Annotated in this window: 20 protein-coding genes; 11 read left to right on the forward strand and 9 right to left on the reverse strand. The window is 56.5% G+C overall.

The window, feature by feature from the left end:
* Positions 1–37: 37 nt before the first annotated feature.
* Positions 38–2,035 carry a type IIA DNA topoisomerase subunit B gene (locus tag DWW51_RS06730; protein ID WP_117773949.1) on the reverse strand — a complete coding sequence of 666 codons (1,998 nt, stop codon included), beginning with the start codon at positions 2,033–2,035 and terminating at the stop codon, positions 38–40.
* Between the two features lie 435 nt (positions 2,036–2,470).
* Here DWW51_RS06730 and DWW51_RS06735 point away from each other — a divergent pair, with 435 nt between their 5' ends.
* Positions 2,471–2,701, forward strand: coding sequence for a helix-turn-helix transcriptional regulator (locus DWW51_RS06735; RefSeq protein ID WP_117773950.1), 231 nt, complete (start codon positions 2,471–2,473; stop codon positions 2,699–2,701).
* 9 nt (positions 2,702–2,710) lie between these two features.
* Positions 2,711–3,295: a hypothetical protein gene (locus tag DWW51_RS06740; RefSeq protein ID WP_117773951.1), complete on the forward strand. Its 585-nt coding sequence runs from the start codon at positions 2,711–2,713 to the stop codon at positions 3,293–3,295.
* Positions 3,296–3,385: 90 nt separating this feature from the next.
* Here the strand turns inward: DWW51_RS06740 and DWW51_RS06745 are convergent, their stop codons facing one another.
* On the reverse strand, positions 3,386–7,753 hold the full coding sequence (locus DWW51_RS06745; protein WP_117773952.1) for a hypothetical protein: 4,368 nt from the start codon (positions 7,751–7,753) through the stop codon (positions 3,386–3,388).
* A 155-nt stretch (positions 7,754–7,908) separates the two neighbouring features.
* Positions 7,909–8,913, reverse strand: a complete 1,005-nt coding sequence (locus DWW51_RS10300) for a helix-turn-helix transcriptional regulator (RefSeq protein WP_197032202.1) — start codon at positions 8,911–8,913, stop codon at positions 7,909–7,911.
* Positions 8,914–9,210: 297 nt separating this feature from the next.
* Here DWW51_RS10300 and guaA point away from each other — a divergent pair, with 297 nt between their 5' ends.
* The 3 genes from guaA to DWW51_RS06765 all read left to right on the forward strand — a co-directional run bounded on the left by guaA (position 9,211) and on the right by DWW51_RS06765 (position 12,169).
* Positions 9,211–10,287 (forward strand): glutamine-hydrolyzing GMP synthase, encoded by a 1,077-nt coding sequence (guaA, locus tag DWW51_RS06755; RefSeq protein ID WP_117773953.1) that lies wholly within the window; start codon positions 9,211–9,213, stop codon positions 10,285–10,287.
* A complete protein-coding gene (locus tag DWW51_RS06760) occupies positions 10,241–11,587 on the forward strand; it encodes an ATP-binding cassette domain-containing protein (protein WP_231501597.1) in 1,347 nt (448 codons plus the stop codon). The genes guaA and DWW51_RS06760 overlap by 47 nt, the downstream gene beginning before the upstream one ends.
* An 84-nt stretch (positions 11,588–11,671) precedes the next feature.
* On the forward strand, positions 11,672–12,169 hold the full coding sequence (locus DWW51_RS06765; RefSeq protein ID WP_009247521.1) for a nucleotidyltransferase domain-containing protein: 498 nt from the start codon (positions 11,672–11,674) through the stop codon (positions 12,167–12,169).
* A gap of 303 nt (positions 12,170–12,472) precedes the next feature.
* On the opposite strand, the gene DWW51_RS06770 is transcribed toward DWW51_RS06765, so the two are convergent.
* The gene (locus tag DWW51_RS06770) at positions 12,473–13,624 is read right to left on the reverse strand and encodes an ATP-binding protein (RefSeq protein ID WP_117773954.1); all 1,152 of its coding nucleotides are present in this window, start codon (positions 13,622–13,624) and stop codon (positions 12,473–12,475) included.
* A complete protein-coding gene (locus DWW51_RS06775) occupies positions 13,621–14,295 on the reverse strand; it encodes a response regulator transcription factor (RefSeq protein ID WP_117773955.1) in 675 nt (224 codons plus the stop codon). Before DWW51_RS06775 ends, DWW51_RS06770 begins: the two co-directional genes overlap by 4 nt.
* A gap of 89 nt (positions 14,296–14,384) precedes the next feature.
* On the opposite strand from DWW51_RS06775, the gene DWW51_RS06780 reads away from it, so the two are divergent.
* The 5 genes from DWW51_RS06780 to DWW51_RS06800 all read left to right on the forward strand — a co-directional run bounded on the left by DWW51_RS06780 (position 14,385) and on the right by DWW51_RS06800 (position 21,827).
* On the forward strand, positions 14,385–14,531 hold the full coding sequence (locus DWW51_RS06780; RefSeq protein ID WP_197032205.1) for a CD1871A family CXXC motif-containing protein: 147 nt from the start codon (positions 14,385–14,387) through the stop codon (positions 14,529–14,531).
* The gene (locus tag DWW51_RS06785) at positions 14,524–15,435 is read left to right on the forward strand and encodes a 4Fe-4S binding protein (protein ID WP_117773957.1); all 912 of its coding nucleotides are present in this window, start codon (positions 14,524–14,526) and stop codon (positions 15,433–15,435) included. The genes DWW51_RS06780 and DWW51_RS06785 overlap by 8 nt, the downstream gene beginning before the upstream one ends.
* 35 nt (positions 15,436–15,470) lie before the next feature.
* Entirely contained in the window at positions 15,471–16,433 is a 963-nt protein-coding gene (locus DWW51_RS06790; protein WP_089572830.1) for a redoxin domain-containing protein, read from the forward strand.
* 226 nt (positions 16,434–16,659) lie between these two features.
* Positions 16,660–18,351, forward strand: a complete 1,692-nt coding sequence (locus tag DWW51_RS06795) for an FAD-dependent oxidoreductase (protein WP_117773958.1) — start codon at positions 16,660–16,662, stop codon at positions 18,349–18,351.
* A 221-nt stretch (positions 18,352–18,572) separates the two neighbouring features.
* On the forward strand, positions 18,573–21,827 hold the full coding sequence (locus DWW51_RS06800) for an ABC transporter ATP-binding protein/permease (protein ID WP_117773959.1): 3,255 nt from the start codon (positions 18,573–18,575) through the stop codon (positions 21,825–21,827).
* Positions 21,828–21,864: 37 nt separating this feature from the next.
* Here the strand turns inward: DWW51_RS06800 and DWW51_RS06805 are convergent, their stop codons facing one another.
* Positions 21,865–22,998: a hypothetical protein gene (locus DWW51_RS06805; protein WP_117773960.1), complete on the reverse strand. Its 1,134-nt coding sequence runs from the start codon at positions 22,996–22,998 to the stop codon at positions 21,865–21,867.
* 63 nt (positions 22,999–23,061) lie between these two features.
* Positions 23,062–23,589, reverse strand: coding sequence for a DUF3592 domain-containing protein (locus tag DWW51_RS06810; protein WP_117583287.1), 528 nt, complete (start codon positions 23,587–23,589; stop codon positions 23,062–23,064).
* Positions 23,590–24,127: 538 nt separating this feature from the next.
* Here DWW51_RS06810 and DWW51_RS06820 point away from each other — a divergent pair.
* A complete protein-coding gene (locus DWW51_RS06820; protein ID WP_117773961.1) occupies positions 24,128–25,084 on the forward strand; it encodes a tRNA-dihydrouridine synthase in 957 nt (318 codons plus the stop codon).
* Between the two features lie 174 nt (positions 25,085–25,258).
* On the opposite strand, the gene DWW51_RS06825 is transcribed toward DWW51_RS06820, so the two are convergent.
* Both DWW51_RS06825 and DWW51_RS06830 read right to left on the reverse strand, forming a co-directional pair.
* Entirely contained in the window at positions 25,259–25,504 is a 246-nt protein-coding gene (locus tag DWW51_RS06825) for a glutaredoxin (protein ID WP_117773962.1), read from the reverse strand.
* Positions 25,505–25,556: 52 nt separating this feature from the next.
* Positions 25,557–26,384 carry a TipAS antibiotic-recognition domain-containing protein gene (locus tag DWW51_RS06830; protein WP_117773963.1) on the reverse strand — a complete coding sequence of 276 codons (828 nt, stop codon included), beginning with the start codon at positions 26,382–26,384 and terminating at the stop codon, positions 25,557–25,559.
* Between the last annotated feature and the right edge of the window lie 9 nt (positions 26,385–26,393).

Below are 26,393 nucleotides of genomic sequence, written 5' to 3' on the forward strand. Positions count from 1 at the left end.
CTTGAACTATTTGTGGGCCGTCGTTATCGATTTGCTGCTATTGCAGGTCCAGCTGGTCCAGGTATTCCTTGCCGTGCTCGGAGATATGGCGCTTGCGGCCCGCCTCGTCGTTGCCCAGCAACAGGTTGAACATGGTTTCCATCTTGGTGACGTCCTCGGGCTCCACCTTGATCAGACGGCGCGTCTCGGGGTTCATGGTGGTGAGCCACATCATGTCCGGATCGTTCTCACCAAGACCCTTGGAGCGGTTGATGGAGCACTTCTGGTCGCCGATCTCCTTGAGGATGCCGTTCTTCTCGAGCTCGGTGTAGGCAAAGTAGGTCTTCTCTTTGCAGTTGATCTCGTAGAGCGGCGACTCGGCGATATACACGTAGCCCTCGTCGATAAGTGTGGGCACCAGGCGGTAGAGCATGGTGAGCACGAGCGTGCGGATGTGGTAGCCGTCGACGTCGGCGTCCGTACAGATGATGACCTTGTTCCAGTTGAGGTTGTCCAGGTCAAAGGCACCAAGGTTCTTGATGCGCTTGTCCTTGATCTCCACGCCGCAGCCCAGCACGCGCATAAGGTCCATGATGATGTCGGACTTAAAGATGCGCGGATAATCTTCCTTTAGGCAGTTGAGGATTTTGCCTCGGACGGGCATGACACCCTGGAACTCGGCATCGCGCGAGGTGCGAATGGCGCCTGCTGCCGAGTCGCCCTCTACGATGTAGATCTCGCGACGGCTCTTGTCCTTGGAGCGGCAGTCGATGAACTTCTGCACGCGGTTGGCCATGTCGGTCTTCTGCTGCAGGTTGGTTTTGATGCTCTGGCGAGTCTTTTCGGCGTTCTCGCGCGAGCGCTTGTTGATGAGCACCTGCTCCATGATCTTGTTGGCGGCGTCTTTGTTCTCGATCAGGTAGGTCGAGAGGCGCTCCTTAAAGAAGGCAGTCATGGCCTGCTGGATAAAGCGATTATTGATGGCCTTCTTGGTCTGGTTTTCGTAAGACGTCTGGGTGGAGAAGCAGTTGGTCACCAGTACCAGACAGTCTTGGACGTCCTGCCATTTGATGCCGCTCTCGTTTTTGTTGTACTTGCCCTGTTGCTTAATATAGGCATCGATGGCGCTGGTCAGAGCGCTGCGGGCCGCCTTTTCCGGCGAGCCGCCGTTCTCGAGCCACGATGAGTTGTGGTAGTACTCCTGCATCGTGAGGGTGCGCGAGAAGCACATGCACGCGGTGATCTTTACGTTGTAGTCGGGCAGGTCCTCGCGATCGCGACCGCGACGGTCGGCCTCGATAAAGAAGGGCTCGGTGAGGTAATCGGCACCGACCTTCTCGAGCACGTAGTCCTCAATGCCCTTGGGATAGCAAAAGTCCTCTTCGGAAAACTCGCCATCGTCGCCCTCGATACGCAGACGGAAGGTCACGTTGGCATTGACCACGGCCTGGCGGCGCATGGTCTCGCGATACCAATCGTGGGGAATGCTGATGGAGGTAAAGACCTCAAGATCGGGGCGCCACTTGATGGTGGTGCCGGTGCGGTTCTCGTCGCTGGGCTCAATCTCGAGCGCCTTCTTTTTGGCGCCGACGACCTTGCCCTTTTTAAAGTGCAGGGAGTACTTGTTGCCGTCGCGCCAAACCGTGACGTCCATGTACTCGGAAGCGTACTGGGTCGCGCAGGAGCCCAGGCCGTTGGTGCCGAGCGAGAAGTCGTAGTCGCCGCCCTGGTTATTGTTGTACTTGCCGCCAGCGTAGAGCTCGCAAAAGACGAGTTCCCAGTTAAAGCGCTTTTCGGAAGGGTTCCAGTCGAGCGGGCAGCCGCGGCCGTTGTCCTCTACCTGAATGGAGCCATCGCGAAAGGCGGTAAGGGTGATGAGCTTGCCGTAGCCCTGGCGCGCCTCGTCAACGGCGTTGGACAGGATCTCGAAGGCGGCATGCGCGCAACCGTCGAGTCCGTCCGAGCCAAAGATGACGGCGGGGCGCAGGCGTACGCGCTCCTCGTCCTTGAGCTGACGAATACTGTCGTTACCATAGTTTGCGGTGTTTTTTGCCATGCTCGCTCTCTCGATGCTCCTTTGCTGCGTTTTAGTCATATAGATAGTCAAGGTAGCATAGCCCAGCCCTTGGGCGATTCCACCCAACACGAAATCCATCGAACAATCGTTCGAATTAACGGGTATAGTGTTTAGTGGTAGCGCGGCATTGTTAAACAAATTTGGATACAAACGAATTTTATTTAATAGGGACCTAGTTTTACTAAACAAAATCGAACGATTATGGGTGACACGATTCAGAAATTCGATGAGTTTGCGGATGCCCAATCTTGCTCGGACAAAACCGAGTCGGTTCTGCCCGAGCAAGATGGAATGACGAATCGAAACTGCTATATCCGTATACCGATGACAGATATAGTAGACATCAATTAGTCGATGCAATATATTTCTGGCATGTTGCAACGGATATTTGTCCAATATGACGAAAGGAACTTTATGCCGGGCAAAAAGAACCTCCGCATGAAGGCGGCGCGCGCGGCGGCTGGCCTTTCGCAAGCCGACTTGGCCCAGGCCGTGGGCGTTACACGTCAAACCATCGGCTTGATCGAAGCAGGCGGTTACAACCCTACGCTCAACCTGTGCGTGGCAATCTGCAAAGCGCTGCACGTGACGTTGAACGATCTGTTTTGGGAAGACGAGACCAAAGCCGACCCTAACGCTCTTTAGGAGGCCACTATGAAATATGAAGATCTGAAAATCGTGCAAACGTGGCGTGAATATGCCGGCCCAAAGGATGAACGCCTGGAGGCTGAGAACGCGAAGATCTGCAAGATTGGTTTCGTGCTGCTTTCGTTTGGCATGTTGATGATCTTTTTCTACCAGTTTATAGCTCGACAGGTTGCGTGGGTTCACAGCGACGCCAGTGAAATGCCGCATGGCTTTGCAACGCCGTTCGAGGCAGCCATGTATTCGTGGCTCATTCTCGTGATGTTGATTTGCGCAGGACTGCAAACGCGGAAGGGCTATGTCGATACCAATCGTTTTGGGCAAACCGAGCATCTTCCTGTTGGATATTTTCTGCTTGTCAGCGGTCTTAGCGGCGCAGCGTTCGCGCTTGTTATTGCCGCAATGCGCTGTATCGCTGAGGCGCAGATCGTACCGCTCGAAAGCGTCTTTTGGTTGGCGAACCTGGCCACGGGCGTGTTCTGCGGTGCGACGATTTTCGCGGCCACGTTTGCTGTCCTGTGCGCAACGTTTTTCACGGCGAAAAGACGCCGTGCCAAGCTCGAGGCAGAACTCGACTCCTCAGACGACATTTAATGCGCAATGGGCTGGCTCTGGGTATTCAGAACCAGCCCATTTTGATGTTCGATGAGCCGAGTCGGCGCCTCTCACAAAAGTAACTAGGAGCTAGCGAGGCCTATCCGAATTGTCCTCATTGGCGGTGTCTTTTTCGAGCGCCGTGCGGCGGGCGCTGTAGGCGACAAGGCCGGCACCAACTGCGGCGAGCGCTGCTGCGGCTGCGGTTAGGGGGACGTTGCTGTCGCCCGTGCCCGCAGGCGCGCCCGCTTTTCCGGAGCGCTTGTTATTGCCGTGGTCCTTGCCACTGCCGGAGCTGCTTCCGCCGGAGCCGCCGCCCTCGTCAGTACCGCCGCCACTCGAGCTACCATCGCCGTCTGCTGTCATCGGGGCGTCGTGAAGTCCTGTCGTATCCGCGCTGTCGCATACGCCGACCTGAACTTCTGAGCGTTCGCATGCCGCGTCGGGCACATGAAGCTCGTGCAGAACGGCACTCAGCGCCGAGTTTGCGCCCGGTCGGATCTCCTCGAGCGTTACGGGATCGAGCGCCACCAGATTACGCGCCTTCGCATACAGCGTGACGCGTTTGCCCACTTCGTCGCTCCAACTCTCGGGGATGGCGAAGCTCATGCGGAACTGTGCCGTGCAACCCGGTGCCAGCACGGCGTTGCCGTTGTCGGCTACCAGCGGGTGCGTTGCAAAACGTGCGCCCAGCGTCTCGAGCGCGTACTTTACGTGTGCCATGTCGTTGGCCGAAGCGTCTTCGGCAAGCTCTGGATCGTAGATCGAAGCCATGCGTGCGTTCGCTCCGAATCCGATGGATGCGCTGGAGAACGGCTGGCTGGAGCCCTCTCGGTACAGATCGATTGTGCCGGCAGTCAGCAAAGTGTTGCCGTCGTTTCGCACCGTGACCATGAAGGATTCGCCTGCTGCTCCGGGCACCACCGCGCCCGAGGTAGCGACCGCGCCCGTCGGAGTGGCACACGCCACCAGAGGCACTTCGATGCCGTGCAGCTCTGCCTCGCTCTTCTCCGCGCTCACAATGTGCGTGGCGAGCGCGGAGAGCATGCCTCCCGACGTCAAAAATGTCGTTATCTGATCGACGGGATGGTCCAGCTCGCACATCACGAACGGCTCCGTGAACAGATCGCCTGCCAAGGTGCTGGCGAAGATGCGGAAGTGCTTGCCCATTACTGCTACCGGGTTGCCTTCTTCGTCGTAGGTTTGCCCCACCTTGCCATCGGTGTTCTCTACATAGAGCGCGCACCTGCCGTTGTTGCTTACGCTAAACGATGCCGGGCCACAGCCTGCGGCACCCACGGGCTGCGTTGCAAATGCCGATGCGCCTCGCGTCCAAGTAATATGCTGCAGCTGCTCGTTGACGGTGGCCAAAAAGCCCGAATGTTGTGGCCACGGCACCGCATGGGGCACCGTGGCGTCTGGTGGCATAACGCCCCAGCCCGCAATGGACTGGCCGATCACGGCGTACGATGCGCAGCCGCAACCGTCTGCGGTCTCGTACGCAACGGGCACCACCATTTTGCCGTTGATATTCTCGGGCTCGCTCAGCTCGATACTCGACGGTGCTTGCGGAAAGCGAAGAACTTGGCGGAACGTCAGGCTGTCGCCCAAATCATCCGACCACAGGGTAAAGCATTCCAGCGCAACCTCGGCCTCGCTGCCGAGCGCCTTTTCTGCGGTGGTTCCGCGGCGGTGGAGGTAGGCACCCGACAGGCGTCCGTCGATCAGCGTCTTGCCTACCGTGATGCGCGGGCACTGCAGGCAATGGTAGCCATCCTCTTGCAGGCGGCCGCGCGAGATGCTGCGCCATGACGTATGCGACACAACGCGGATCTCGTCATTACTTATGCGCAGGCGCACAACGGACAGTATGCCGGCTGTGCTTGCCGTATCGAAAAGGGTGTTGTCGCCGGCGGGGCGCTCGCCCGAGACCAGCAGCACGTAGGCGTCCTGGTTTCCTCTTCCGTCCGTATATTCCACCACGTCGAAGTCGTAATCGAATATGCCGTCGCGCTCCACGTCGCCCTCGCCAAACCCAAGGGGAAAGTCCACGGGCGTGGGAGCGGACCACGTGCCGTTTGCCTTTGTGTGCACCACCAGGCGCGAGCGGCCATTGTCGCCGTAGCGCACCGAGGCGATACGGAACAGGCATTCTACGCCGGCAATCATCGTTAGCTTCATGTGGGCTTCGCTGAGCACGCCGGAAAACAGCACGTTGTCGCTCGAGGGTTTTATGCCGCCACGCTCGTCCTCCGACACGCCGGCAGAATTGGCGTTCGGGTCCGCAACGGCGTTCGTTGACTGACCGATGTAGGTGTACTCATACATCGGCGCGGCGTTTTCGTCGTTCTCTACCAGTGCATGGACGAAATGCTCGATCTGTCCCGTGTCTTCGCTTTCTGAATCCGCCTCGAGCTCAATGCGCGTGGCCGCTTGATCCCAATCGCGCACGACAGGCGCGGCATTTACGGCAGTGGCCTTAACCTCGGCGCGTGCGAGCAGCTCGGCGTTGGTGACGATGGTGGCCGATGCGATAAACTGCGGCACACCACCTGCTTCGGCGTTGCCGGCCGAGCCGAAGCAGGCATCCAACGTATAAGGCGTATTTCCACCCAATGCCAGCTCAGAGCGCTGGAGTACATACTGGTCGCCATTGTTCACCGACATATTCCACGAATCGATGAGTGTGGGCCACGACCCCGACCAAGCCTTGGTGGTCCACTTGAACATTACGAACTGGAGTATCACATCGACATCGACGTCTGCACCTACGCGCAGCCGCGGAAGCTGGTGTCCATCTGCCTTTTCGTACCCAATGAACAGTGTGAGGGATGCGGCGCCACGCACAGCGGACGAAGCGACGCCTGCAATGCCGGCTCCAAAGGTGACGGCAAGTCCGATCTGGATGGTGAACGAGCCCGACGTGTTGGAATAGTCGAGCGAAATGTTCTTGAAAAACGCCGCGCCGCTGCCGTGCGTGTGGGCGCCCACGGCGAGCGCCAGTTTTGCCAGCACCCAGGGGTTGACGTTTAGGAAAAACGGCACCGGTCCTAGGGTAAACTGCTCGGTCCAATTGAGGTCGGTTCTTACCTGGAAGAGGGCCTTAATATTGCCGTATGCGGGGTCGTTGTTGTCACCCCAGGTTTTGCCCACCCAATCGTAGGCGAGCGAGCCGTACAGCTGTGTGGCGATATCCATCGTGAACAGCGGCGTGCAATGGTGGCGAAGGAGCTTGGTGTTTCTTGGATCGGTGCCCGAACCGGCACTCATACTTTTGTACTGATTCCACTTCCCCTCCATTTCGTCGAGGTAGCGGTTTGCCTGCTTGGCGCCCGACTCGCGCGGTGACTTCTTCCAGTACTCCGGATCCGGATTGCCCGAATCGTTCATATAGCTGGCTGGTTTGTATCCTCCGCCAAACAGCACGTATCCAGCAAACGAGAAATCGAAGAGGATCGGAAATGTGGGTATCCAGCACGTGAACTTATTGCCGCCGATGCCGGGAAACGCCGCGGGGAAATCAAACGGAGTGACCTCTTGGTCCATGGTAGTGGGGACGATAGTGGTCGAGCCCGATTCCGCCTTTGCGGCCGGCGCGGTGACAACGGCCATGGGGGATGAGAGCGTGTAGGTTTTGCCCTGATAGTCGAGGACAAAGCGCAGCTTGCACCCTTCCTCCAGAAGGCCCGATGCCGCGTCGAGAAACTTGTCTTCGAGTGTGAACGTCGCCAGATTATCCGCGCCTGATGCGCTGGCCTTGATCTGGCCGATCTGCGTGACGGTTTCGGGCGAGCTACCCGTGGCGGGCATTACCTTGTTGATGTGCAGCGTTGCCTGTCCACCCTGTGGCAGATGTGCCTGTACAATAAAGGCATGCGTGTCGGGTTGGTCGTTTGCCGCGTCGTCCTTCGGCAATGCCATGAACGTGGCTTCAGCGTACTGGATGTCCCATTCGTCGAACGTGAGCTGTCGAAAGTACGGCTCGCCGTCGGAAAGCGGACGTGTGGGTGCGGTAATGGCGGTGCCGCCCTGGATACGCGCAAGGGGAATCTCGACATCACGGTAGCCCGCCATGCTAATGGAGATGCCGCCGTTAAAGTCGTACGCGTCAAGGAGCGTTGCCTCGTCCACGTAGCCTTCCGAAAGCGGCGCGACCTCAAAGATGGCGGTGCCTTCGTCATCGGTCGTGGCGGCGAGCTGCTTGCCTGCGGCGTAGCGCGACGTGAGCGTGACCTGCGCTCCCTTGATGGGCATATTCTTGTTGGCGACGTCGACCACGACCACACCAAACATGGTGCGCGAGAGAACGAGCACCCTGAAGGGGTCTTTTTCGTCGGCATAGGCTTCGGTGGGCGCGAACGGCAGCAGGAAGGCATTTTCGCTTCCCGGCACGCGAGGCAACATGATGCTCGCTAGCGAGGACGCTCCGGCAACAAGTAACGAACGGCGATCAAGCATCTTGGGCTCCCATCCCGCAAATATCGGTGGAAATAATCCAATTGTGCGAGAAGGCACCCCGTGGCGGTAGTGCCGTTCAAGGGTCAAAATGTCCAAATTGATCGAGCGAAGCGCCGGGTTCCGGAACGCGTTCGATGCGCTTGGCAGCCCGGTCGCTAACGCAACATGTGCGCGACCAGCTCTGCGCGCGTGCCGATGCCAAGCTTTGCGTATACGCCGGATAGGCGGTTTTTGACGGTGCCCGGCGATACTCCCATATGGCGTGCGATTTCGGCGTTGGTCCACCCACGACAGGCGAGCATGGCCATGGTGAATTCCGTGGTCGTTAGATCGTCGGCCACGTCCTCGCCCGAATCGGGGTTGTGGATGCGCCGCCAGCCGTAGCTGAATCGATACGTGATCTCGATGATGCGAGCGAAATCGTCGGGGTATTGCGATTTTAAGCATGCCTCGATAAGCCCCTGCAAAAGGCCGTGGTGCTCGCCGATGAGCTCGATAAGGCCGTCGGGACGCGCAATGTCCCAAGCGGCTCCGAAGTGTGCCTTTGCGGCGTCGACGTCTTTGAGACTCATGCAGGCCATGGAAGCCGACAGATGCAGGAACAGCTCCGAGATGGGATAACTTCCCTGTTTCATGATCAGGGCGTTTTCCGCCATGCCTAGACTGCGGCCATATTCGCCGCGCAGGTACAGGGCATGCGCCATCACGTAGCTGGCGAACAGGCGCAGGCCTTCGGGCAGATGTGCCGCAAGCGGATAAAACTCTTCGGCAGAATACGGGGAAGGCAAGTGCAGCAGGACGCTCGCGGCGGAGGCGAACAGGATATGCGTGGCGTGGACGGCGGACGGTTCCTCGTCAGTTGGTATATCGAGGATGCCCGCAAGGCAACGGCGGGCATCGGCGATACGGTTGAGCGACAGACTGGCATATCCGCAGATAAGGCATGCGGAATAGCGCAGTGCGGGGTCGGTGGCGTCAAGATAGGGGCGTGCTGTCTCGGCGGCGAGTGTGGCCTGTCCGCGAAAGTACAGCGCTTCTGCCGTGGCAATGGCGCGCGAATCGGGGTCGGAAATGCCTGCAACCGCAGCGTCAATCTGCCCCGGCACAAAGGCAGTGCACATCAACGGCATGGGGATGCGCGGGTAGCCATCGCAGTCCATCTTTCATCTCCCATCAGGTGGCAACACTAGCAGCAATTGTACTCCTGTTGCTCGGGACTGGAATTTGTGGGTATCGCCTACGATTATGCTGAACGCATAAAGGAAGAGTCTATTGGCGATGCTTCCAAGGTGGCTACCGAAGCCTAGCTGACCTTGGGATATAGAAAAACTGCCACCTCTGTAAAAAGCTCTGCCGCAGCGATGAGAAACGGACCTTACTCTGCATATAATGAGGTCATATGACGGTGCGTTTGCATACATGCAACGCACTCCCATCGAACCGAAAAGGAGCTCTGCATGGATCCCAACAAGCGTCCCGACGATATGGTGCGTATCACCACTCCCGAACTTGCCCAGGCGTTCATTGACGAGCAGGTCACTGCAATCCGCGAGCAGATTGGTGACAAGAAGGTCCTGCTGGCCCTTTCCGGTGGCGTTGACAGCTCTGTTGTCGCGGCGCTGCTCATCAAGGCTATCGGCAAGCAACTCATCTGCGTGCATGTGAACCACGGTCTTATGCGCAAGGGCGAGAGCGAGCAGGTCGTCGACGTGTTCCAGAACCAGATGGACGCCAACCTGGTCTATGTGGACGCCACCGACCGCTTCCTCGACAAGCTCGTCGACATCGACGAGCCCGAGGCCAAGCGCAAAATCATCGGCGCCGAGTTTATCCGCGTGTTCGAGGAGGAGGCCCGTAAGGTTGGCGACGAGGTCAGCTTCCTCGCCCAGGGCACCATCTATCCCGACATTCTGGAGTCTCAGGACGGCGTGAAGGCTCACCACAACGTGGGCGGCCTGCCCGAGGACCTGCAGTTTGAGCTCTGCGAGCCCGTCAAGCTGCTGTACAAGGATGAGGTACGCGTTGTGGGTCGCGAGCTCGGCCTGCCCGAGAACATGGTCGAGCGCCAGCCGTTCCCCGGCCCCGGCCTGGGCGTCCGTTGCCTTGGCGCCATCACCCGCGACCGCCTCGAGGCACTGCGCGAGGCCGACGCCATTGTGCGCGAGGAGATCGACAAGGCCGGTCTGACCATTTGGCAGTACTTTGCCGTCGTGCCCGACTTCCGCGCCACCGGCGTGCGCGAAGGCAAGCGCGCCTACGACTGGCCCTGCATCATTCGCTGCATCAACACCGTCGACGTCATGACCGCCGAGGTGCCCGAGCTCGATTGGGCGCTGCTCAAGCGCATTACCGCTCGCGTGACCGCCGAGGTCCCCGGTATTTGCCGCGTTTGCTACGACCTCACGCCGAAGCCCGTCGGCACGGTCGAGTGGGATATACAATCCGTCGCTTGTAGAAAACTATATAGAAGCAGATGGGGAAAGGATAATGGGACACGAACGTCTTGGTTATCTTCCGCAGGAGATGCTCGATGAAGATAAGGAAAAAACAATATACGAATATTTTTCTGAAGAGGAAATATTCTGGGAGAAAACGCCTAAAGAATTGTCTGTTATTGCGGGAAAATTTGGAATGAAAAATGATTTTTTCTACAGTAACCAGACAATGGGTAGTCTTTCAGGAGGCGAAAAAGTCAAGACACAACTTATGAGGCTTTTCATTCGCGATGTTTCTGTGCTGTTGTTGGACGAACCTTCCAATGACATCGACATTGCGACGCTTACATTACTGGAAAAAATCATAAATGACTGGAAGCACATTGTGCTTTTTATTTCACACGATGAAACGCTGATAGAGCGTACTGCCAACATGGTGATACATATCGAGCAGATTATACGAAAAACAAAGGCGAGATATACCGTGGCAAAGCTTCCCTATAGACGCTATGTGGAAGAACGGCTTCATAAATTTGAAATCCAAAAACAGCGGGCACTGAGTGACCGTAGGGAGAAAAAGATTCGCGATGAAAAATATCAAAGAGTTATGCAGAGTGTACAAGGTGCATTAAGAAGTTGTACCAGACAAGCACCGTCTGTTGCCAAAAACTTAAAGGACAAAATGCATACGGTTAAGGCAATGGAACGAAGATTTGAAAAAGAAGATGAAAATATGACTCAGATGCCGGAACAGGAAGAAGCAATCTTTGTCAAATTAGGGGATGAAAACTCACACATTCCCGCAGGAAAAACGGTCATAGAATATGAACTTTCAAAGCTTGTGACTCCGGATGGCAAAAGAATTTTAGCAGAAGGAATTCATTTAAAAATAAAAGGTTCAGAAAAAATCTGTATGATAGGAGCCAACGGGGCAGGAAAAACGACTCTTCTAAAAAAGATAGCGGAAGAACTCCTAAATCGGAATGACATTAAAGCAGAATATATGCCTCAAACTTATGAAGACCTGCTGGATTTGGATGTTACACCGGTTGATTACCTTGATAAAACAGGAGATAAAGAAGAGCGTACAAGAATTAGAACATACCTTGGTTCACTTAAATACACACCAGATGAAATGGAGCATCCGATTCGGGAGTTATCAGGCGGACAAAAGGCGAAAGTGCTTCTCTTGAGGATGAGCTTAAGTGGTGCAAATGTTCTTATTCTGGATGAACCGACAAGAAATTTTTCACCATTGTCCGGTCCGGTAATAAGAAAAATGCTCCGAGAATTTCCGGGGGCTGTCATTAGCATTTCTCACGATAGAAAGTATATTGAAGAGGTGTGCGATAAAATATATCAGCTAAATCCTAATGGATTACAGCTAATTGGTGATTGATAACAAAAAGGATGAAAGACTGACAAATTTCAGGCTTTTAGTGAGTTGGAAAGCATACAAAGATTTGAATTTGGAGGATAGATTATGGTACGTACAGAAGATGCATGTGAAATTATAAAATATGCTTTGCAAAACGAAATTAAAGTATATTTAGATGGCGGATGGGGTGTTGATGCACTTCTTAAAAGAGAATCAAGAATACACAATGATATTGATTTGTTTGTTGAACTGAAACATTATCATGATTATATTTATGTGATTAAGCAGCATGGATTTGAGGAAGTAAATACTGATTATACAACGGATGGTCATACTGTCTGGAAAGATGATAAACAAAGAATCATTGATTTACATTGTTTTGAATTTACAGATGACGGAATTGTTTATGAGGGAGATATATTTCCATCAAAAACTTTTTCCGGTATTGGAAAAGTTGGAGATATAACTGTTTCTTGTATTGAACCATTGAGTCAGGTAATGCTTCATTTGGGATATGAACACGATAAAAATGATGTGCATGATGTGATGCTGTTGTGTGAAACATTTCAAATAGCAATACCAGATGAATATAAGGAAAAGTAAAATTTCAGTTTTGTGTTGAATCTCTAAGCAAAATAGCTTATAATTTGACATGCTACATATAGTTATTATCCACAGTTATCGAGTAGGTGTTATCAATGCCGATAACAAAATGATAACATTAGCTCGTATAGGCAGGATAATATGGATATATCAAATAATCAAAAGAACGAGAAACATTACAGAGAATAATTCCTAAACAAAAAGCGTTAGTCTTTGTAGAGTTTGAGTAAGCTTCTACTCTTTTGGGCGAATTGCATTGATAGAGAGGGGTCCCGCGCAAACGTGTGCGGGACCCCTTTCGTTTTACTGCTCGGTTAACGCTGCGGATCGTTTTGGAAGGCTTACGAGCATGGTGGTCCCGTTCTCGGAACTTACTTCGACCTCTACAGCGCCACCGTGAAGCGCTGCAATCTCCCAAACGAGCGCTAGTCCGAGTCCTGCGCCGCCGTATGCCCTGCTGCGGGATTTGTCTAGACGAAAGAACGGCTGGAAGATGCTCTCTTGGTACTGCTTGGGTATTCCCGGGCCCTGGTCCTCGACTCGCAGGAAAACGCGGCTGTTGTTGTCGCAGATGGAGACGTTGACAGTCGAGCCGGGGCGGCTGTAACGGATGGCATTTTCGACCAGGTTAAACACCAGCCGATAGAGGAGCGTGTCGCTCCCGATTACTAAAGCGTCTCCAGCACAATTGAGGGCCATGCCCTTATTTTCGGCAAGTGGCGCAAGGTCGGTGAGGACCTCTTCGGACAAGGGACCAAGTTCAACATCGTCCTCGCAAGGAACGCTGCGGAGCTCGCTCATCTCGAGCAACACCTTGGTCATCCGCGACATCCGCTCAGTTTGTTCTTGTAGCAGGCCGAGCAGCTCGGCTGTTTCGGGTTGCAAACCGGAGTGCTCGGAGATGAATAGTTCAATCTGTGCCTGCATAAGGGCGAGCGGGGTGCGCAGCTCGTGTGCGGCGTTGCCGGTAAACTGACGCTGTGCAGAGAACCCTTCGTCAAGACGGGCGATCATGTCGTTGAATGAGGCGCTGCATCGCTGTAGCTCGGTGGGTACATCTTTGCTGAGCTTAATTTCGCTTAAGTTGTCAGGCTGCACGCGCTCAACCTGGGCTGCAAAAGCCCGTAGCGGTTTAAGTGCACGGCCGCTCACAAAGTATGCCAGCACGCCGCCAAGTAGCGTGATTCCGGCCGTGATGTACCAGGTTGTCGTGCCAAAAGACTCTTGTGCGTCGTTTACGACGATCGTGACCTTTTCATCGAGGGTCGCTTTCGTTGGGTCGAACGCCTGGGGCGAATCTTCGTCGGTTGCGTTAAAGGCCGAGATGTCGCTGCCGATGGCATCCATGTAGCGCATGCCCGTATAGCCGACCAGGCAGTTCGTCAGCACGCACGCCGCACACGTCAGCAGTGCCGTCATGATCGTTATGCGCCATTGCAGAGAAAGCCCTTTCATTCGCCGTCCTCCATAACGTAGCCCTCGCCGATTCGGTTGCGGATGGGGTCATGTCCCAACGCGCCGCGCAGCTTTTTGCGCAGTGACGAGATGTGCACGCGGGTCGCGTTGCTAAAACTGTTGACACTGGTATCCCATACGTGGTCGATGAGCTCCTCCTGGCTTACCGGTCGCCCCTGGTTGAGCATCAGGTATTCCAAGATGCCGGTCTCCTTGCGTGTGAGGGATAAGGCCTCGTCGCCCACTGAGGCGACGCGCGCCTTGGTGTCAAAGCTCAGCGATCCGCAGGTCAGGACAACATCGCTTTGCGTAAAGCGCCTGAGCGTGAGGCTGCGGATACGTGCTGCCAGCTCGTCAAGATGGAACGGCTTGGTGAGGTAGTCGTTGGCGCCTGCATCGAGTCCCGCTACCTTGTCGGCGACCTCGCCGCGTGCCGACAGCACGAGCACCTTGGTCTCGCAATCGGTAATTCTGAGTTGCCTGAGCACGGTCATGCCGTCGACATGGGGGAGATTGAGGTCGAGCACGACAAGATCAAAGGTCTCGACATCGAGCAGATCGAGGGCCTGTCGCCCGTCGTAGCAGCAGTCGACGCTATAGGCCAAGTTGCGCAGGCTTCGTGCGATCGCATCGCACAGCGCCCGCTCGTCCTCGACGACCAAGATGCGCATAACGTTCTCCTTGCATAGTCATTCACGCTTAACACGGATTTTATAGTCGGTATGGTCCAATGGGTCGCGAAACGAAAGGAGTGGTCAGATTGTTCAAAGCGATTAAGCCTGTGGCGCAGGTGGCTTTGCTGATCGTTGGGGTAGCCATGGTGTGCTTTGGCGTTATGCGCGGCGAGGCGGATGCCGTGCTGGCCAAGGCAATCAGGCTGTGCTTGGAGTGTATCGGAATTGGATAAAAGAAAAAACACTGCATCGCATCTTTTGGCGAGATTCCGCGGATTGATTCAGGCGGCGGCGACGCTTGCGACCAATATTCACCTGCCTAACTTTGCCAAGGGGGGCATCTACCAGGGCGCGGGCAAAGCCGTCTGCGTGCCGGGGCTCAACTGCTACTCGTGTCCGGCGGCCTCGGGTGCGTGCCCCATCGGGTCGTTTCAGTCGGTGGTGGGATCGTCTAAGTTCAGCTTTTCGTATTACGTCACCGGAACGCTCATTCTAATCGGCGTGCTACTGGGACGTTTTGTATGCGGCTTTTTGTGTCCGTTTGGATGGCTGCAAGAGCTTCTGCATAAGATTCCCAGCAAAAAGCTCTCCACGAAAAAGCTCAAGCCGCTCACGTACATCAAGTATGCCGTGCTACTGTTTGCCGTGGTGCTGCTGCCCGTCTTGGTGGTTAACGATGTAGGTATGGGCGACCCGTTCTTTTGCAAGTACATCTGCCCGCAGGGTGTGCTCGAGGGCGCGATTCCGCTGTCCATCATGAATACGGGAATCCGCTCCGCGCTGGGAAAGCTCTTTACCTGGAAGCTCGCGATTCTCATTGTGGTTGCAGTGCTGAGCGTGCTGTTCTACCGCCCCTTCTGCAAATGGATTTGCCCCCTCGGTGCGTTTTATGCGCTCATGAACAAGGTGTCGTTGCTGGGGATCCAGGTTGACCAGTGCAAATGCGTCTCGTGCGGCAAGTGCGCGAAGGTGTGTCAAATGGACGTGGACGTTACGCGTACGCCCAACCATGCCGAGTGCATTCGTTGTGGCAAATGCGTGGGCGCGTGCCCCGTCGATGCTATTAGCTTTCGCTATGGGCTGGGTGTGACGGGCGACAAACCCGCGCAGCCCGCGCAAGCCTGCGAAAACAAATAGGTATCTATATAAGTTTCGATATAAACGGAGGAACCATGAAACTATCAAAAATTGCGGCCTTGTTGATGCTGCCCGTGCTGGCGCTGACTCTCGCGGCGTGCTCTGCCCCCAAGGGCGACGCGAAGGATGCCACGAGCGGCGATGCGCAGATTGCCGAGCTTGTGGCACAAAAGCCGTCGAGCGCCGAGGAGGCGGCCGAGCTGTACCAGCAGCTGCTGCAAAAGGAAAACGAGATCTTTGCGAGCGATAACGCCCTATGGGAAAAGGTATTCAATGCGGCAAATAAAGACTCGGCAATGATTGAGGACGGTAGCAATTACGGCGACTTTTTGCTTGATACCATCGAGGGCGCCAAGGATCAGTTTACGGCTGACGAGCTCAAGACGCTTAAGGCCGGCGCGCAGCAGGTCAAGGAGATCGAGGATAAGCTCATGGCGCTGGAGAAGGAGTTTCCCGGATGCGGCAGCACGCCCGGTGAGGGAGAGAGCGTCGATGCCTCGACCGCAGGCATGACCAACGGCGAGAGCGGGGAGACGAAGTTCCCCAGCTTTAAGGGCAAGGACTTGGACGGCAACGATGTAAACAGCGACGAGCTGTTCTCCAAGAACAAGGTCACCGTCATGAACTTCTGGTTTACCACCTGCAAGCCGTGCGTGGGAGAGCTGGGCGATCTGGAGAAGCTCAACAAGGAGCTTGCCGAGAAGGGCGGCCAGGTCGTGGGCGTTAATTCCTTTACGCTCGATGGCAACAAAGACGAGGTGGCCGATGCTAAGGACGTGCTTTCCAAGAAGGGCGTGACGTATAAGAACATCTGGTTTAAGTCGGACAGCGAGGCCGGAAAGTTCACCTCCAACCTGTACTCGTTCCCGACCACCTACGTGATCGACCAGAACGGCAACATCGTGGGAGAGCCGATCATGGGCGGCATCAACTCCGCTGAGCAGCGCGAGGCGCTCAACAAACTGATCGATCAGGCACTCGCGAAGAGCGAACAGTAGATTCGTGGGACAGACAACTGAAGGGGAGTCGCTGGAAACAGCGACTCTTTTTTCTGCTTCGGGGTAGCATCATGGGTACACGTCGAAAGGGCACGCAGCTTTTCGTGCATTGCCTGAGCGGTGCGCGAAGCAACCAAGCTGTGAGTTTTCTTAAGCGTTCTGGGTATGGCAGTGTCAAGAATATCGGCGGCATAAGCGGCTATACGGGAAAGGTGGTGCGTTAGCTATGAAGGTGGTTATCGTTGGAGGCGTCGCGGGCGGCGCATCGGCGGCGGCACGTTTGCGCAGGCTCGACGAGCAGGCCCAAATTGTCATCTTTGAGCGCACGGGTTTTGTATCGTATGCCAACTGTGGGCTTCCGTACTACATTGGCGGCGTGATAGAAGAAGAGAGTGCATTGACGCTGCAGTCTCCCAAGGGATTTTGGGATCGCTTTCGCATTGCGGTCAAGACGAGTCACGAGGTGTTTGCCATCCATCCCGATTCGCATACGGTCGAGGTTCGCAATATGCTGACGGGCGAGGAATTTGTCGAGACGTATGACAAGCTCATCCTGTCGCCGGGTGCAAAGCCGATTCGCCCTGCGTTGCCGGGCATCGACTCGGATAAAATCTTTAGCCTACGCACCGTTGAGGACACGCTGCGTATTCACAGCTATGTTCGAGAGCGGCGACCGAGCAGTGCCGTCGTGATCGGCGGCGGCTTCATTGGCGTCGAGACGGCGGAGAATCTGTGCGAGCTGGGGCTCCAGGTGACCCTTCTGCAGCGTCCCGTCCAGCTTATGAACAACCTGGATTACGACATGGCGACCCTTTTGCATACCGAGGTGCGTGAGCACGGTATCGATCTGTGCCTCAAGGCCGATGTGACAGGTTTTGAGGAAGTTGATGGCCGCGTTGTCACCCATGTTGCGGGCGATGACCCTATCGGAGCCGATATGGTGCTGCTTGCCATTGGCGTGGCACCTGAGAGCCATCTGGCGCAAGAGGCGGGGCTTGAACTGGGCATCAAGGGGGCTATTGTGGTCAACGACCGCATGGAGACCTCTGCTGCCGACGTGTATGCCGTGGGCGATGCCGTGCAGGTCACGCATCAGGTGACCGGCGAGGACGCGGTCATTTCGCTCGCCGGCCCCGCCAACAAGCAGGGGCGTGTCGTCGCCGATGTCATAGCCGGCATGGACAGCTGCTACCTCGGATCGTTGGGCTCATCGGTTATCAAGGTATTCGACTTGACGGCGGCAAGCACGGGACTATCCGAAAAGGCGGCACACGCGGCGGGAATTGACTGCGACAGCGTGGTCCTGTCGCCCGGTTCGCATGCGGGTTATTATCCGGGTGCAACGCCCATGACCATGAAGGTTGTCTTCGAGAAGCAGGGATTGCGCCTGCTGGGTGCGCAAATCGTGGGCATCGATGGTGTGGACAAGCGTATCGACGTTCTGGCGACTGCCATCCAGGCAGGCATGCGCGGCGATAGGCTTAAGGATTTGGACCTAGCATACGCGCCGCCGTATTCATCGGCGAAGGATCCCGTCAATATGGCGGGCTTTATGATCGAGAACCTCAATCGCGGCATACTGGCGCAGTGGCATTGGGAGGATGAGCCCAACTTGCCACGCGATGGCAGCGTGCAGCTGCTCGATGTTCGTACGGAAGGGGAGTATGAGCGCGGGCATATCGATGGTTTCGTAAACATTCCCGTCGATGATCTGCGCAATCGCCTGAGCGAGCTCGACCGGGCCAAGCCGGTCTACGTGATTTGCCAGAGCGGCATTCGCAGCTACATTGCTTGCCGCATTTTGGCGCAGCATGGCTTTGAGTGCTTTAACTTCTCGGGCGGCTATCGCTTCTTTGCAGCCGTGACTGAGGCTCGCCGCGGCAGCGCTAACGTTATGCCGTGCGGGCTCGAAAAGTAGCGCGCATTGGAATGTGACAAAGTGACAGCCTCTTTGTCGCATCGGGGATGTTATATGCGGGATGGTGCGCCATGCGGCGTGCTGTCCCGTTCGTTTTTTGGCGCGGTTCGTTACATTCCTCACTGGTATCGGCCAAAAATGAGGATAGAGTAGGACAAACGCGCCGAACGTGAACGGCGGGGGAGCGGGCGAGCGCGCCCGCGCGAGAGAGGTTGCCGTCCATGCTGGATCTCAGAGTTATTTGCAAAAGGTACGTTACGCAGTCGTTTACGCAGGTAGCGCTCGACAGCGTAAGCCTGTCTTTTCGCGATAACGAGTTTGTAGCCATCCTGGGTCCCTCGGGTTCGGGTAAAACTACGATGCTCAACGTCATTGGTGGACTCGACCATTTCGATTCCGGCGACCTGCTGATCGATGGCATCTCGACCAAGGATTTCAGCGACCGCGATTGGGATGCCTACAGAAACAATCGCATTGGCTTTGTGTTTCAGAGCTACAACCTCATTCCGCACCAGAGCATTTTGGAAAACGTGGAGCTGGCGCTTACGCTCACGGGCGTGGGACATGCCGAGCGCCGCCAGCGTGCGCGTAAGGCGCTCGAGACGGTTGGTCTGGGCGAGCACGTTGACAAACGCCCGAACCAGCTTTCGGGCGGGCAGATGCAGCGCGTGGCCATTGCCCGCGCCTTGATCAACGACCCCGAGATTGTGCTGGCTGACGAGCCGACCGGCGCCTTGGATTCAACGACGTCCGTGCAGGTTATGGATTTGCTCAAGGACGTTGCGCGCGATCGTCTGGTCATCATGGTCACGCACAATCCCGAGCTGGCGTACCAGTACGCCACGCGCATCGTCAGCCTGGCGGACGGCAAGGTCACCGACGATTCCGACCCCTTTGATGTGGCCACGGTCGCACATCGCGAGGCAAAACCCACGCGCAAAACCTCGATGAGCTTTATGACGGCGCTGGGGCTTTCTGCCCGAAACCTCATGACCAAGAAGGGCCGTACGGCCATGACTGCCTTTGCAGGTTCGATTGGCATTATTGGCATCGCGGCGATTCTGGCGCTCTCCAACGGCGTAAACGGCTACATCAAAAAGGTCGAGGAGGACACGCTCTCAAGCTACCCGCTTACGATTTCCAAACAAGATTACGACCTGTCGTCTATGATGGGCGGACAGGGGGGCACGGATGAGGAGGCGTCCAAGGGCGAGGACTCGTCCGATGGCGCTACCGGCGGCAAGGCTCAGGGGACCGATAAGATCCCTGTGGTCACGGCCGTAAAGGACATGTTCGCAAGTGTTAAATCTAACGATATGACGAGCTTTAAGGCATGGCTTGACGACGGCGGCAACGGTATCGACAAAGAGGTCAACGCTATTCAGTATGGTTACGGCGTGACGCCGGTTGTCTATCGTTCGAGTAAGGGCGACGAGAAGCCCGTTCGCCTTGTTCCCAACGCTATGACCGAGGCCATGAGCGGAGGCGCGAGCTCGGCGGCAACGGTGAGCATGGATTCCATGGGAACGTCGGTCTTTAACGAGATGATTGACGACCAGAGCCTGCTCGACAGCCAGTACGATGTCGTTGCCGGCCATTGGCCTACGTCCGCCAACGAGGCCGTGATGGTGCTTTCGAGCCGCGGAACGGTGGGCGACTACACGCTCTACAGCATCGGCGCGCTGGATATCGATGAGCTCAACGACCTGGTTAACAGTGCCATGACGGCCGACGGCAAGGTCAAGACGCCCAAGACCGGCAGCGACTTTACCTACGACGATGCACTGTCCACGACGTTTAAGGTGTTGTCGCCGGCCGATGCCTATCGCAAAAACGAAGAGACCGGCATGTGGACTGACATGTCTGGCGACGCCGACTTTATGAAAGCCAAGGTTGCCGACGGTATTGACGTGCGCATTGTGGGCGTGGTGCGACCCAACGAGGCGGCAAACGCGAGCGCATTGTCCCCGGGCATTGCCTATACGCATGCGCTGACTCGCCAGCTTATGGAGCGTGCCGCCGATTCGCAGATTGTGCAAGAGCAGCTTGCCCACCCCGAGACGGATGTCTTTACGGGCAAGTCTTTCGACGAACTGCAAGGCGAGGCCAAGCAGGGCGTGGATCTGGGCAGTATGTTCAGCGTGGACGAGGCGACGCTCAAAAGTGCGTTCTCGTTCGATGCATCTGCGCTCTCGGGCGCGGCGGGCGGTGTCGACCTTTCTGGTATCGATTTGTCCGGGCTGAACATTGACCTTTCGGGCGTTGGTAAGGACATCGACTTTAGTGACATCATGGCCAAAGCGCCGGCCCCCGATTTCTCGGGTATCTTTGACGGTCTGGAACTTACGCCCGAGCAAATGCAGCAGGTGGGAACACTAGCCAACCAGCTGTTTGAGGGCTTTTTGCAGTCTGATCAGTTTAAGGCACTGACGCCCGATGATCTTAAGGACGCGTCAAAGCTTGCTGCCGCATTCTCGTCGTATCTTGAGAATGATGCCGCAGCCCAGCAATGCCTGGCTCAGCTCAGGGCGCTGGGCGGCGATGCCCTGGCCGAGCGCCTGCAGCAGGCGATGGGCGACTATGTGCAAAAGCAGCTGGCTCCGTATCTGCAGCAGGCTATGGACCAGGTCATGAAGACGATCAGCGAGCAGATAGCGTCGACGGTATCGTCCCAGCTCAAGGCGGGCGCGGCAGGGCTCATGGGCCAGATGGCGACGCAGATGTCATCGAGTTTTGCCAACCTGGCGAGCGCTATGCGTGTGGATGCGAGCGCCTTTGCGCGTGCCATCCATTTCAACATGGACGCCGAGGACCTGAGTTCGCTCATGATGAGCTATGCCAAGGCGTCGAAGCTCACCTACGACAACAATCTGACCACGTTGGGCTATGCGGACGAGGCGGACCCTATCTCGGTCAAGATTTTCCCGCGCGACTTTGAGGCCAAGGAGCGCGTGCTCGATTACATCGATGCGTACAACAAGCAGGTCAAAGCTGCTGGACACGATGAGCAGGCAATCTCGTACACCGACTACATGGGCATCATCATGGGCTCGGTAACTGACATCGTGAACACCATCAGCTTGGTACTCATCGCATTTGTGAGCATCAGCTTGGTCGTCAGCTCCATCATGATCGGCATCATCACCTACATCAGCGTACTGGAGCGTAAAAAGGAGATTGGCATCCTGCGCGCGATCGGCGCGTCAAAGCGCAACGTGGCCAACGTATTTAATGCCGAGACCTTTATCGAAGGCCTCATTGCCGGCGTCTTTGCCATTGTCGTCGTGGTGGCCGTGAGCTTTCCGGTTAATGCCTGGGCGCTTGCGGCCAAGCAGGTGCCCAACCTGATGAGCCTGCCCGTTCAAGACGCGCTGATGCTCATTGTAATTTCGGTGCTGCTGACGGTCGTTGCCGGCCTGCTGCCGGCTCGCAGCGCATCCAAGAAAGACCCTGTGGAAGCCCTACGCTCCGAATAATGTGACAAAGGGACAGTCCCTTTGTCACATTGGGTGGCTAGCTCGTTTTGCCCATCAATGTGATACGGATGCTTGGATGGGTGTACTCGTCAAATTCATCCTCGGGATCCGTGTCAAACGAATAGTACGTTTTGATGGGGTTGTCACTCGTCCTGATGGAGATTCTCTCGTAGAGCGAACCGTTCAAAAAAGCCTGCCTAAACTCTTCGGGGAGCTTTTGCGGTGCTAGGAGCTCGGGACTCACGGTCTTGACGTCTACGGTTTGGACGACAGAGGAAAGTTCGTCCAAGTCGAGCTCGATGCGGGCGAGGTTGTCCTCAAGGCTCGCGTCGGGGTCGATCTCTGCCGCGTAGCTCACTTCCGTGAGCGTTCCCTTGTTGTCAAAATCCAGGTACGTATAGGTCTTCTGGGCATCGGAGTCGCCGTCGTGCAGATAGCCGCGGACGTGATAGCCGTAATCTTGATATCGCTCGTAGGGGTCATCGGCGGACACGTACTCGCATGAGGGCTCTAATGCCTTGCGTGCGATGGCGATCTGCTCGGCCGCGGCCGCGGCGTTCTCCTGCATCTCGATGTTTCCCTGCGCCAGCTGCGGGATATAGGCGCCGCACACGATCGCGAGGGGCAGCGCCACAAGCGCGACGACCCACTTCTTTGCACGGGGGACAGGCACGCCACAGGCCTCTGCCATGGCCCTTGCGTTGGCGAAGCTTTCGGCAAGCACGTCTGCCGCGGTGGCGACGGCGCCTACGGCAGCGGCGACTTCTGCCGCGCCGCCCAGGTTGCGTGCGGTCTCGTTGTCGCTGTTCTTGAGCAGGCGTGCGGCGGCCTGCGTGCCAACAACGCCTGCGATTTGTGCCGAGCGGTCTTTCTCGCTCTGCTCGATGGCGAGCCGGTTCTGCATTTCCTTCCACTGCTTGCCGCGCATGCCAAAACGCGGCGCGAGGGCACAGTAGCAGAATATGACGAGCTCGATGGCGGTGAGCACCAAGGCGGTCATCATGCCCGTCTCTTGGAAGCCTTCGTGATGGAAGACGATGTCGTCGATCATTTCGAAAGGAATAATCAATAAGGGCAGCACGAATGCCATGGCAAGCGCCGCGCCGGCAACCTTGGGACAGATGCAGTATCGCTGGATGCGCTTACGTTCTTGTTCGGAAAGTGTTGCCATGGCTGATCCTTGGTGTCGTAACGGTCGTTGCGGCGCATGGGGCGCGGGGCGCATCAGTTTGAGCTAGCGCTGGATAAGAACATAGAGCAAGATGCTCATCGCGATGAGCAAGAAGCCTGCGATGTTAAACATCAGTGTGGCAAAGTTGCCCACGATGGGGCGTTCGACATAGCTTTTGTCTGGGTTGCTGGGGTTGTAGTACACGGTCATTTGGCTACCGAGGGGCCAAAGCTGCTCCGCGAGGGTGCCTAGGCGGGCGATGGGGCCTGTCTGCACGTGCAGCCAGCCCTTGGCGTCTTCGTAGGCGGTGGCTTGCGTGCGGATGGGGAGTCCCGACAAGCTTTTGGTCTTTATGCCACGGAATTGTTTTTTCGCGCGGTATTGCGTGCCGTCGACGGTGTATTCCAAAACGGGATTCATTCTGCCTTCACCCATAAAGCGATGGTCGATGACCGTTCCCATGGTCACGGCGGTACAGGCCTTGGCTTTCTTGCGGGCGGCGGCCTTCATGAGCGCGCTCACTCCGATAAGCAGGATGCCGATGCCCCCAACCAAGATGAGCGCGAGCAGGGATATCTGCGACGTGGTCACGGCGTTCTCCTTTGGCGCGATACCGTCATATGTGACCCAGTATAGAGAATCCCGCCATCGATGAGCTATTGCGGGGGGGGGTCAATTCTGAATGTGACAAATGGACTGTTCCTTTGTCACATCGGGGACTGCGGAATCGAGGTCTAATACTTTTCCCGAGAAGTGAACGAGTGAAAACGGACTCCCGAAACATCGACACTTTTGGCGTGCAATTTCCTGCGGTTTTGCCAGTCAAATCCTGCGGTTTTGACGCCTAAAAATGTCAATGCTTCGGGGGTCCAAATACAGCCGTTCACTTCTCGGGAAAAGTATTAGACCTCGAAATATGGGCGGCGTTCGCGAACGGCAACTAGCTTGCGTCCGGTAGCCGGCACTTGGGGCAAAGGGACTGCCCTTTTGCCCCTTCACCATTGCATCGTATCTGGTGTGGAAAAAATATCGCCTGCGTTCTCGCGCCTGCGAAGAGTTCCTGAACCGCTTGAATGGGATGTGACAAAGGGACTGTCCCTTTGTCACATTGATTTGAGAGTGGATGTTGATGAATTTATCGCTGGCCCCTATGGAGGGGATTACCGGGCATGTGTTCCGTCGCGTGCATGCGGAGTGCTTTGGCGCACTCGATTGTTATTACACGCCGTTTTTGCCGCCGCCGCGGGTGGGCAACCGCTTTGGTGGCAAGGCGTTTAAAGAGGTCGATCCTGCCAATAACCAGGGGCTTAACGTAGTACCTCAGCTGATGTCCAAGAATGCGGACGAGTTTGTGTGGGCGGCGCAGGTGCTCGCCGAGATGGGGTACCGCGAGGTCAATCTCAACCTTGGCTGCCCCTCGGGTACGGTTGTTGCCAAAGGCAAGGGTTCGGGCTTTCTGCGCAACCTGGATGAGCTCGAGGTGTTCTTGAGCGACGTGTGCGAACGCTCACCCTTGCCGGTGTCGGTCAAGACCAGGCTGGGGTTGGAAAGCGATGACGAGTACGAACGCGTGCTCGACCTCTATTGCCGCATGCCGCTGGCAGAGCTGATCGTGCATCCGCGCGTGCAAAAGGACCGTTATACGGGCTCGCCGCGTAAAGAGTTTTACGGCGAGACGTTGGAGCGGGCGCCGTTTCCCGTGGCCTATAACGGCGACATCTTTGATCTTGAGGACATGGATGCGCTGGTGGGGGCCTATCCCGGAACACGCCACGTAATGTTGGGGCGCGGCTTGCTCGCGAACCCCGCGCTGGCTCGCATGGTTAAGGGCGGCCCTGCTGCCACGGCCGCTGAGCTGCAGCGCTTCCACGACATGCTGTTTGCGGCCTATGCGGACGAGATTGGGGACAACGCGGTCTTTCGCATGAAGGAGTGGTGGTTCTACGCCAAATGCGCCTTCGCCGATCCCGCGACCGTTCACAAGCTCGTTCGCAAGACCAAAAAGGTCGATGAATACCGCGCTGCTGTCGAGCGCGTCTTTCGCGAGCAGCCGCTTGCGCCTGTTGCCCGCTTTTGTGGCTACTAGTCGTTGGGGACGTTCTTTAACGACTAGTCATTCAAGAACGTCCCCAATGACTAGATTGAAAAGCTGTACGTCAGCATCCAAAGATGTCGGAAAATGTCGACTTTGGATGCTGGCGTACATGTTTGGTTCGTATGGGTTCGGCTCGGTTGGCGCGAACTGGCCGCAGTGCGCGTGCTAGAGCAGGTTCTTCTGCACCCACGCGATGATGTCGCTCGACTCGTAGAGCGGTTTACCGTCGATGAACAGGCAGGGAACCTGGCGCTTTCCGCCGACGGCGATGAGTGTCTGCTCGGCATCGGGGTCGGTCGAGATATTGCGCTCGGGGATGGTCACGCCGTTATCGGCCAAAAAGCGCTTGACCTTTATGCAATACGGGCAGCCGGTCATAACGTAGAGCACGAGTTCGTGATCAGTAGCCATGGTGTCTCCAATCGGTTGAGGTTTCGGTTGAGATACCCAAAGCCGCCGCAGTCTATGCGCGATCCATTGATGACTCGATGGCATGGACCAGAAACGCCGTGGCTCCGGTGCCGCAGGGCTTGTCGTAGTAGTCGATAAAGCGCTGATCGGCAAGATAGCCGTGGGCGAGGCCCAGGTATGCTTCGTCTTGGGGCTCGTGTCCCCAGTTAAGGCCAATCCATCGACGGTGCATTGCTACAAGCTTGCGGGCCTCGCTGCCTTCCGGTTCGCCATCGCCCATGGCAATCGAGAGCTGGCCCAGAACAGCGCGTTCAAGTTCCTTCATGTCGTTCCATGTCTCGGGGTCCATGCCCAGCAGTGCCTCGTTTGCTGCATCGACAGCCTCGTCGCCATAGCGCGCCCGCGCCTCGGCGCCGAAGCGCTCCTCGTTTTCCTGCACGGCGCGCCAGCGCTCCAGCTGCGGCAAGACGGCACCCATGAGTGAGACGGCCTCGTCGAGCGACATGCCGGTGTTTTGTGCCAGGCGCGGGGCACAATCCTCGATCATTGCCTCCATCGTGGTGTCGTAGGTGTACTTGCCGTGCTCGTAGCACCACTTGCAGTAATGGTCGGTCGTGGCGCCCGTGGCGTCGGTGCCGCAGTCGTTGGGCGTGAGTATCATGCCGCAGCTCTGACAATAGTGCTCGGGCATTTCGAGCAGGTGGGACAGCGGTTCTCCGGTTATGGCGGCAATGAGCTTCATCATGTCGATGCCCGGTGTGACTTCGCCGCGTTCCCAACGGCTGACGGCTTGGCGTGTGACGAAGAGCTTGGCGGCGAGTTGCTCTTGGGTAAGATGATGGGCGCGACGGACAGCAATGAGCTTTTCTGCGAAGGCCATAACGGCTCC

The sequence above is a fragment of the Collinsella sp. AF15-51 genome (assembly GCF_003462845.1).
Classification (GTDB): Bacteria; Actinomycetota; Coriobacteriia; order Coriobacteriales; family Coriobacteriaceae; genus Collinsella.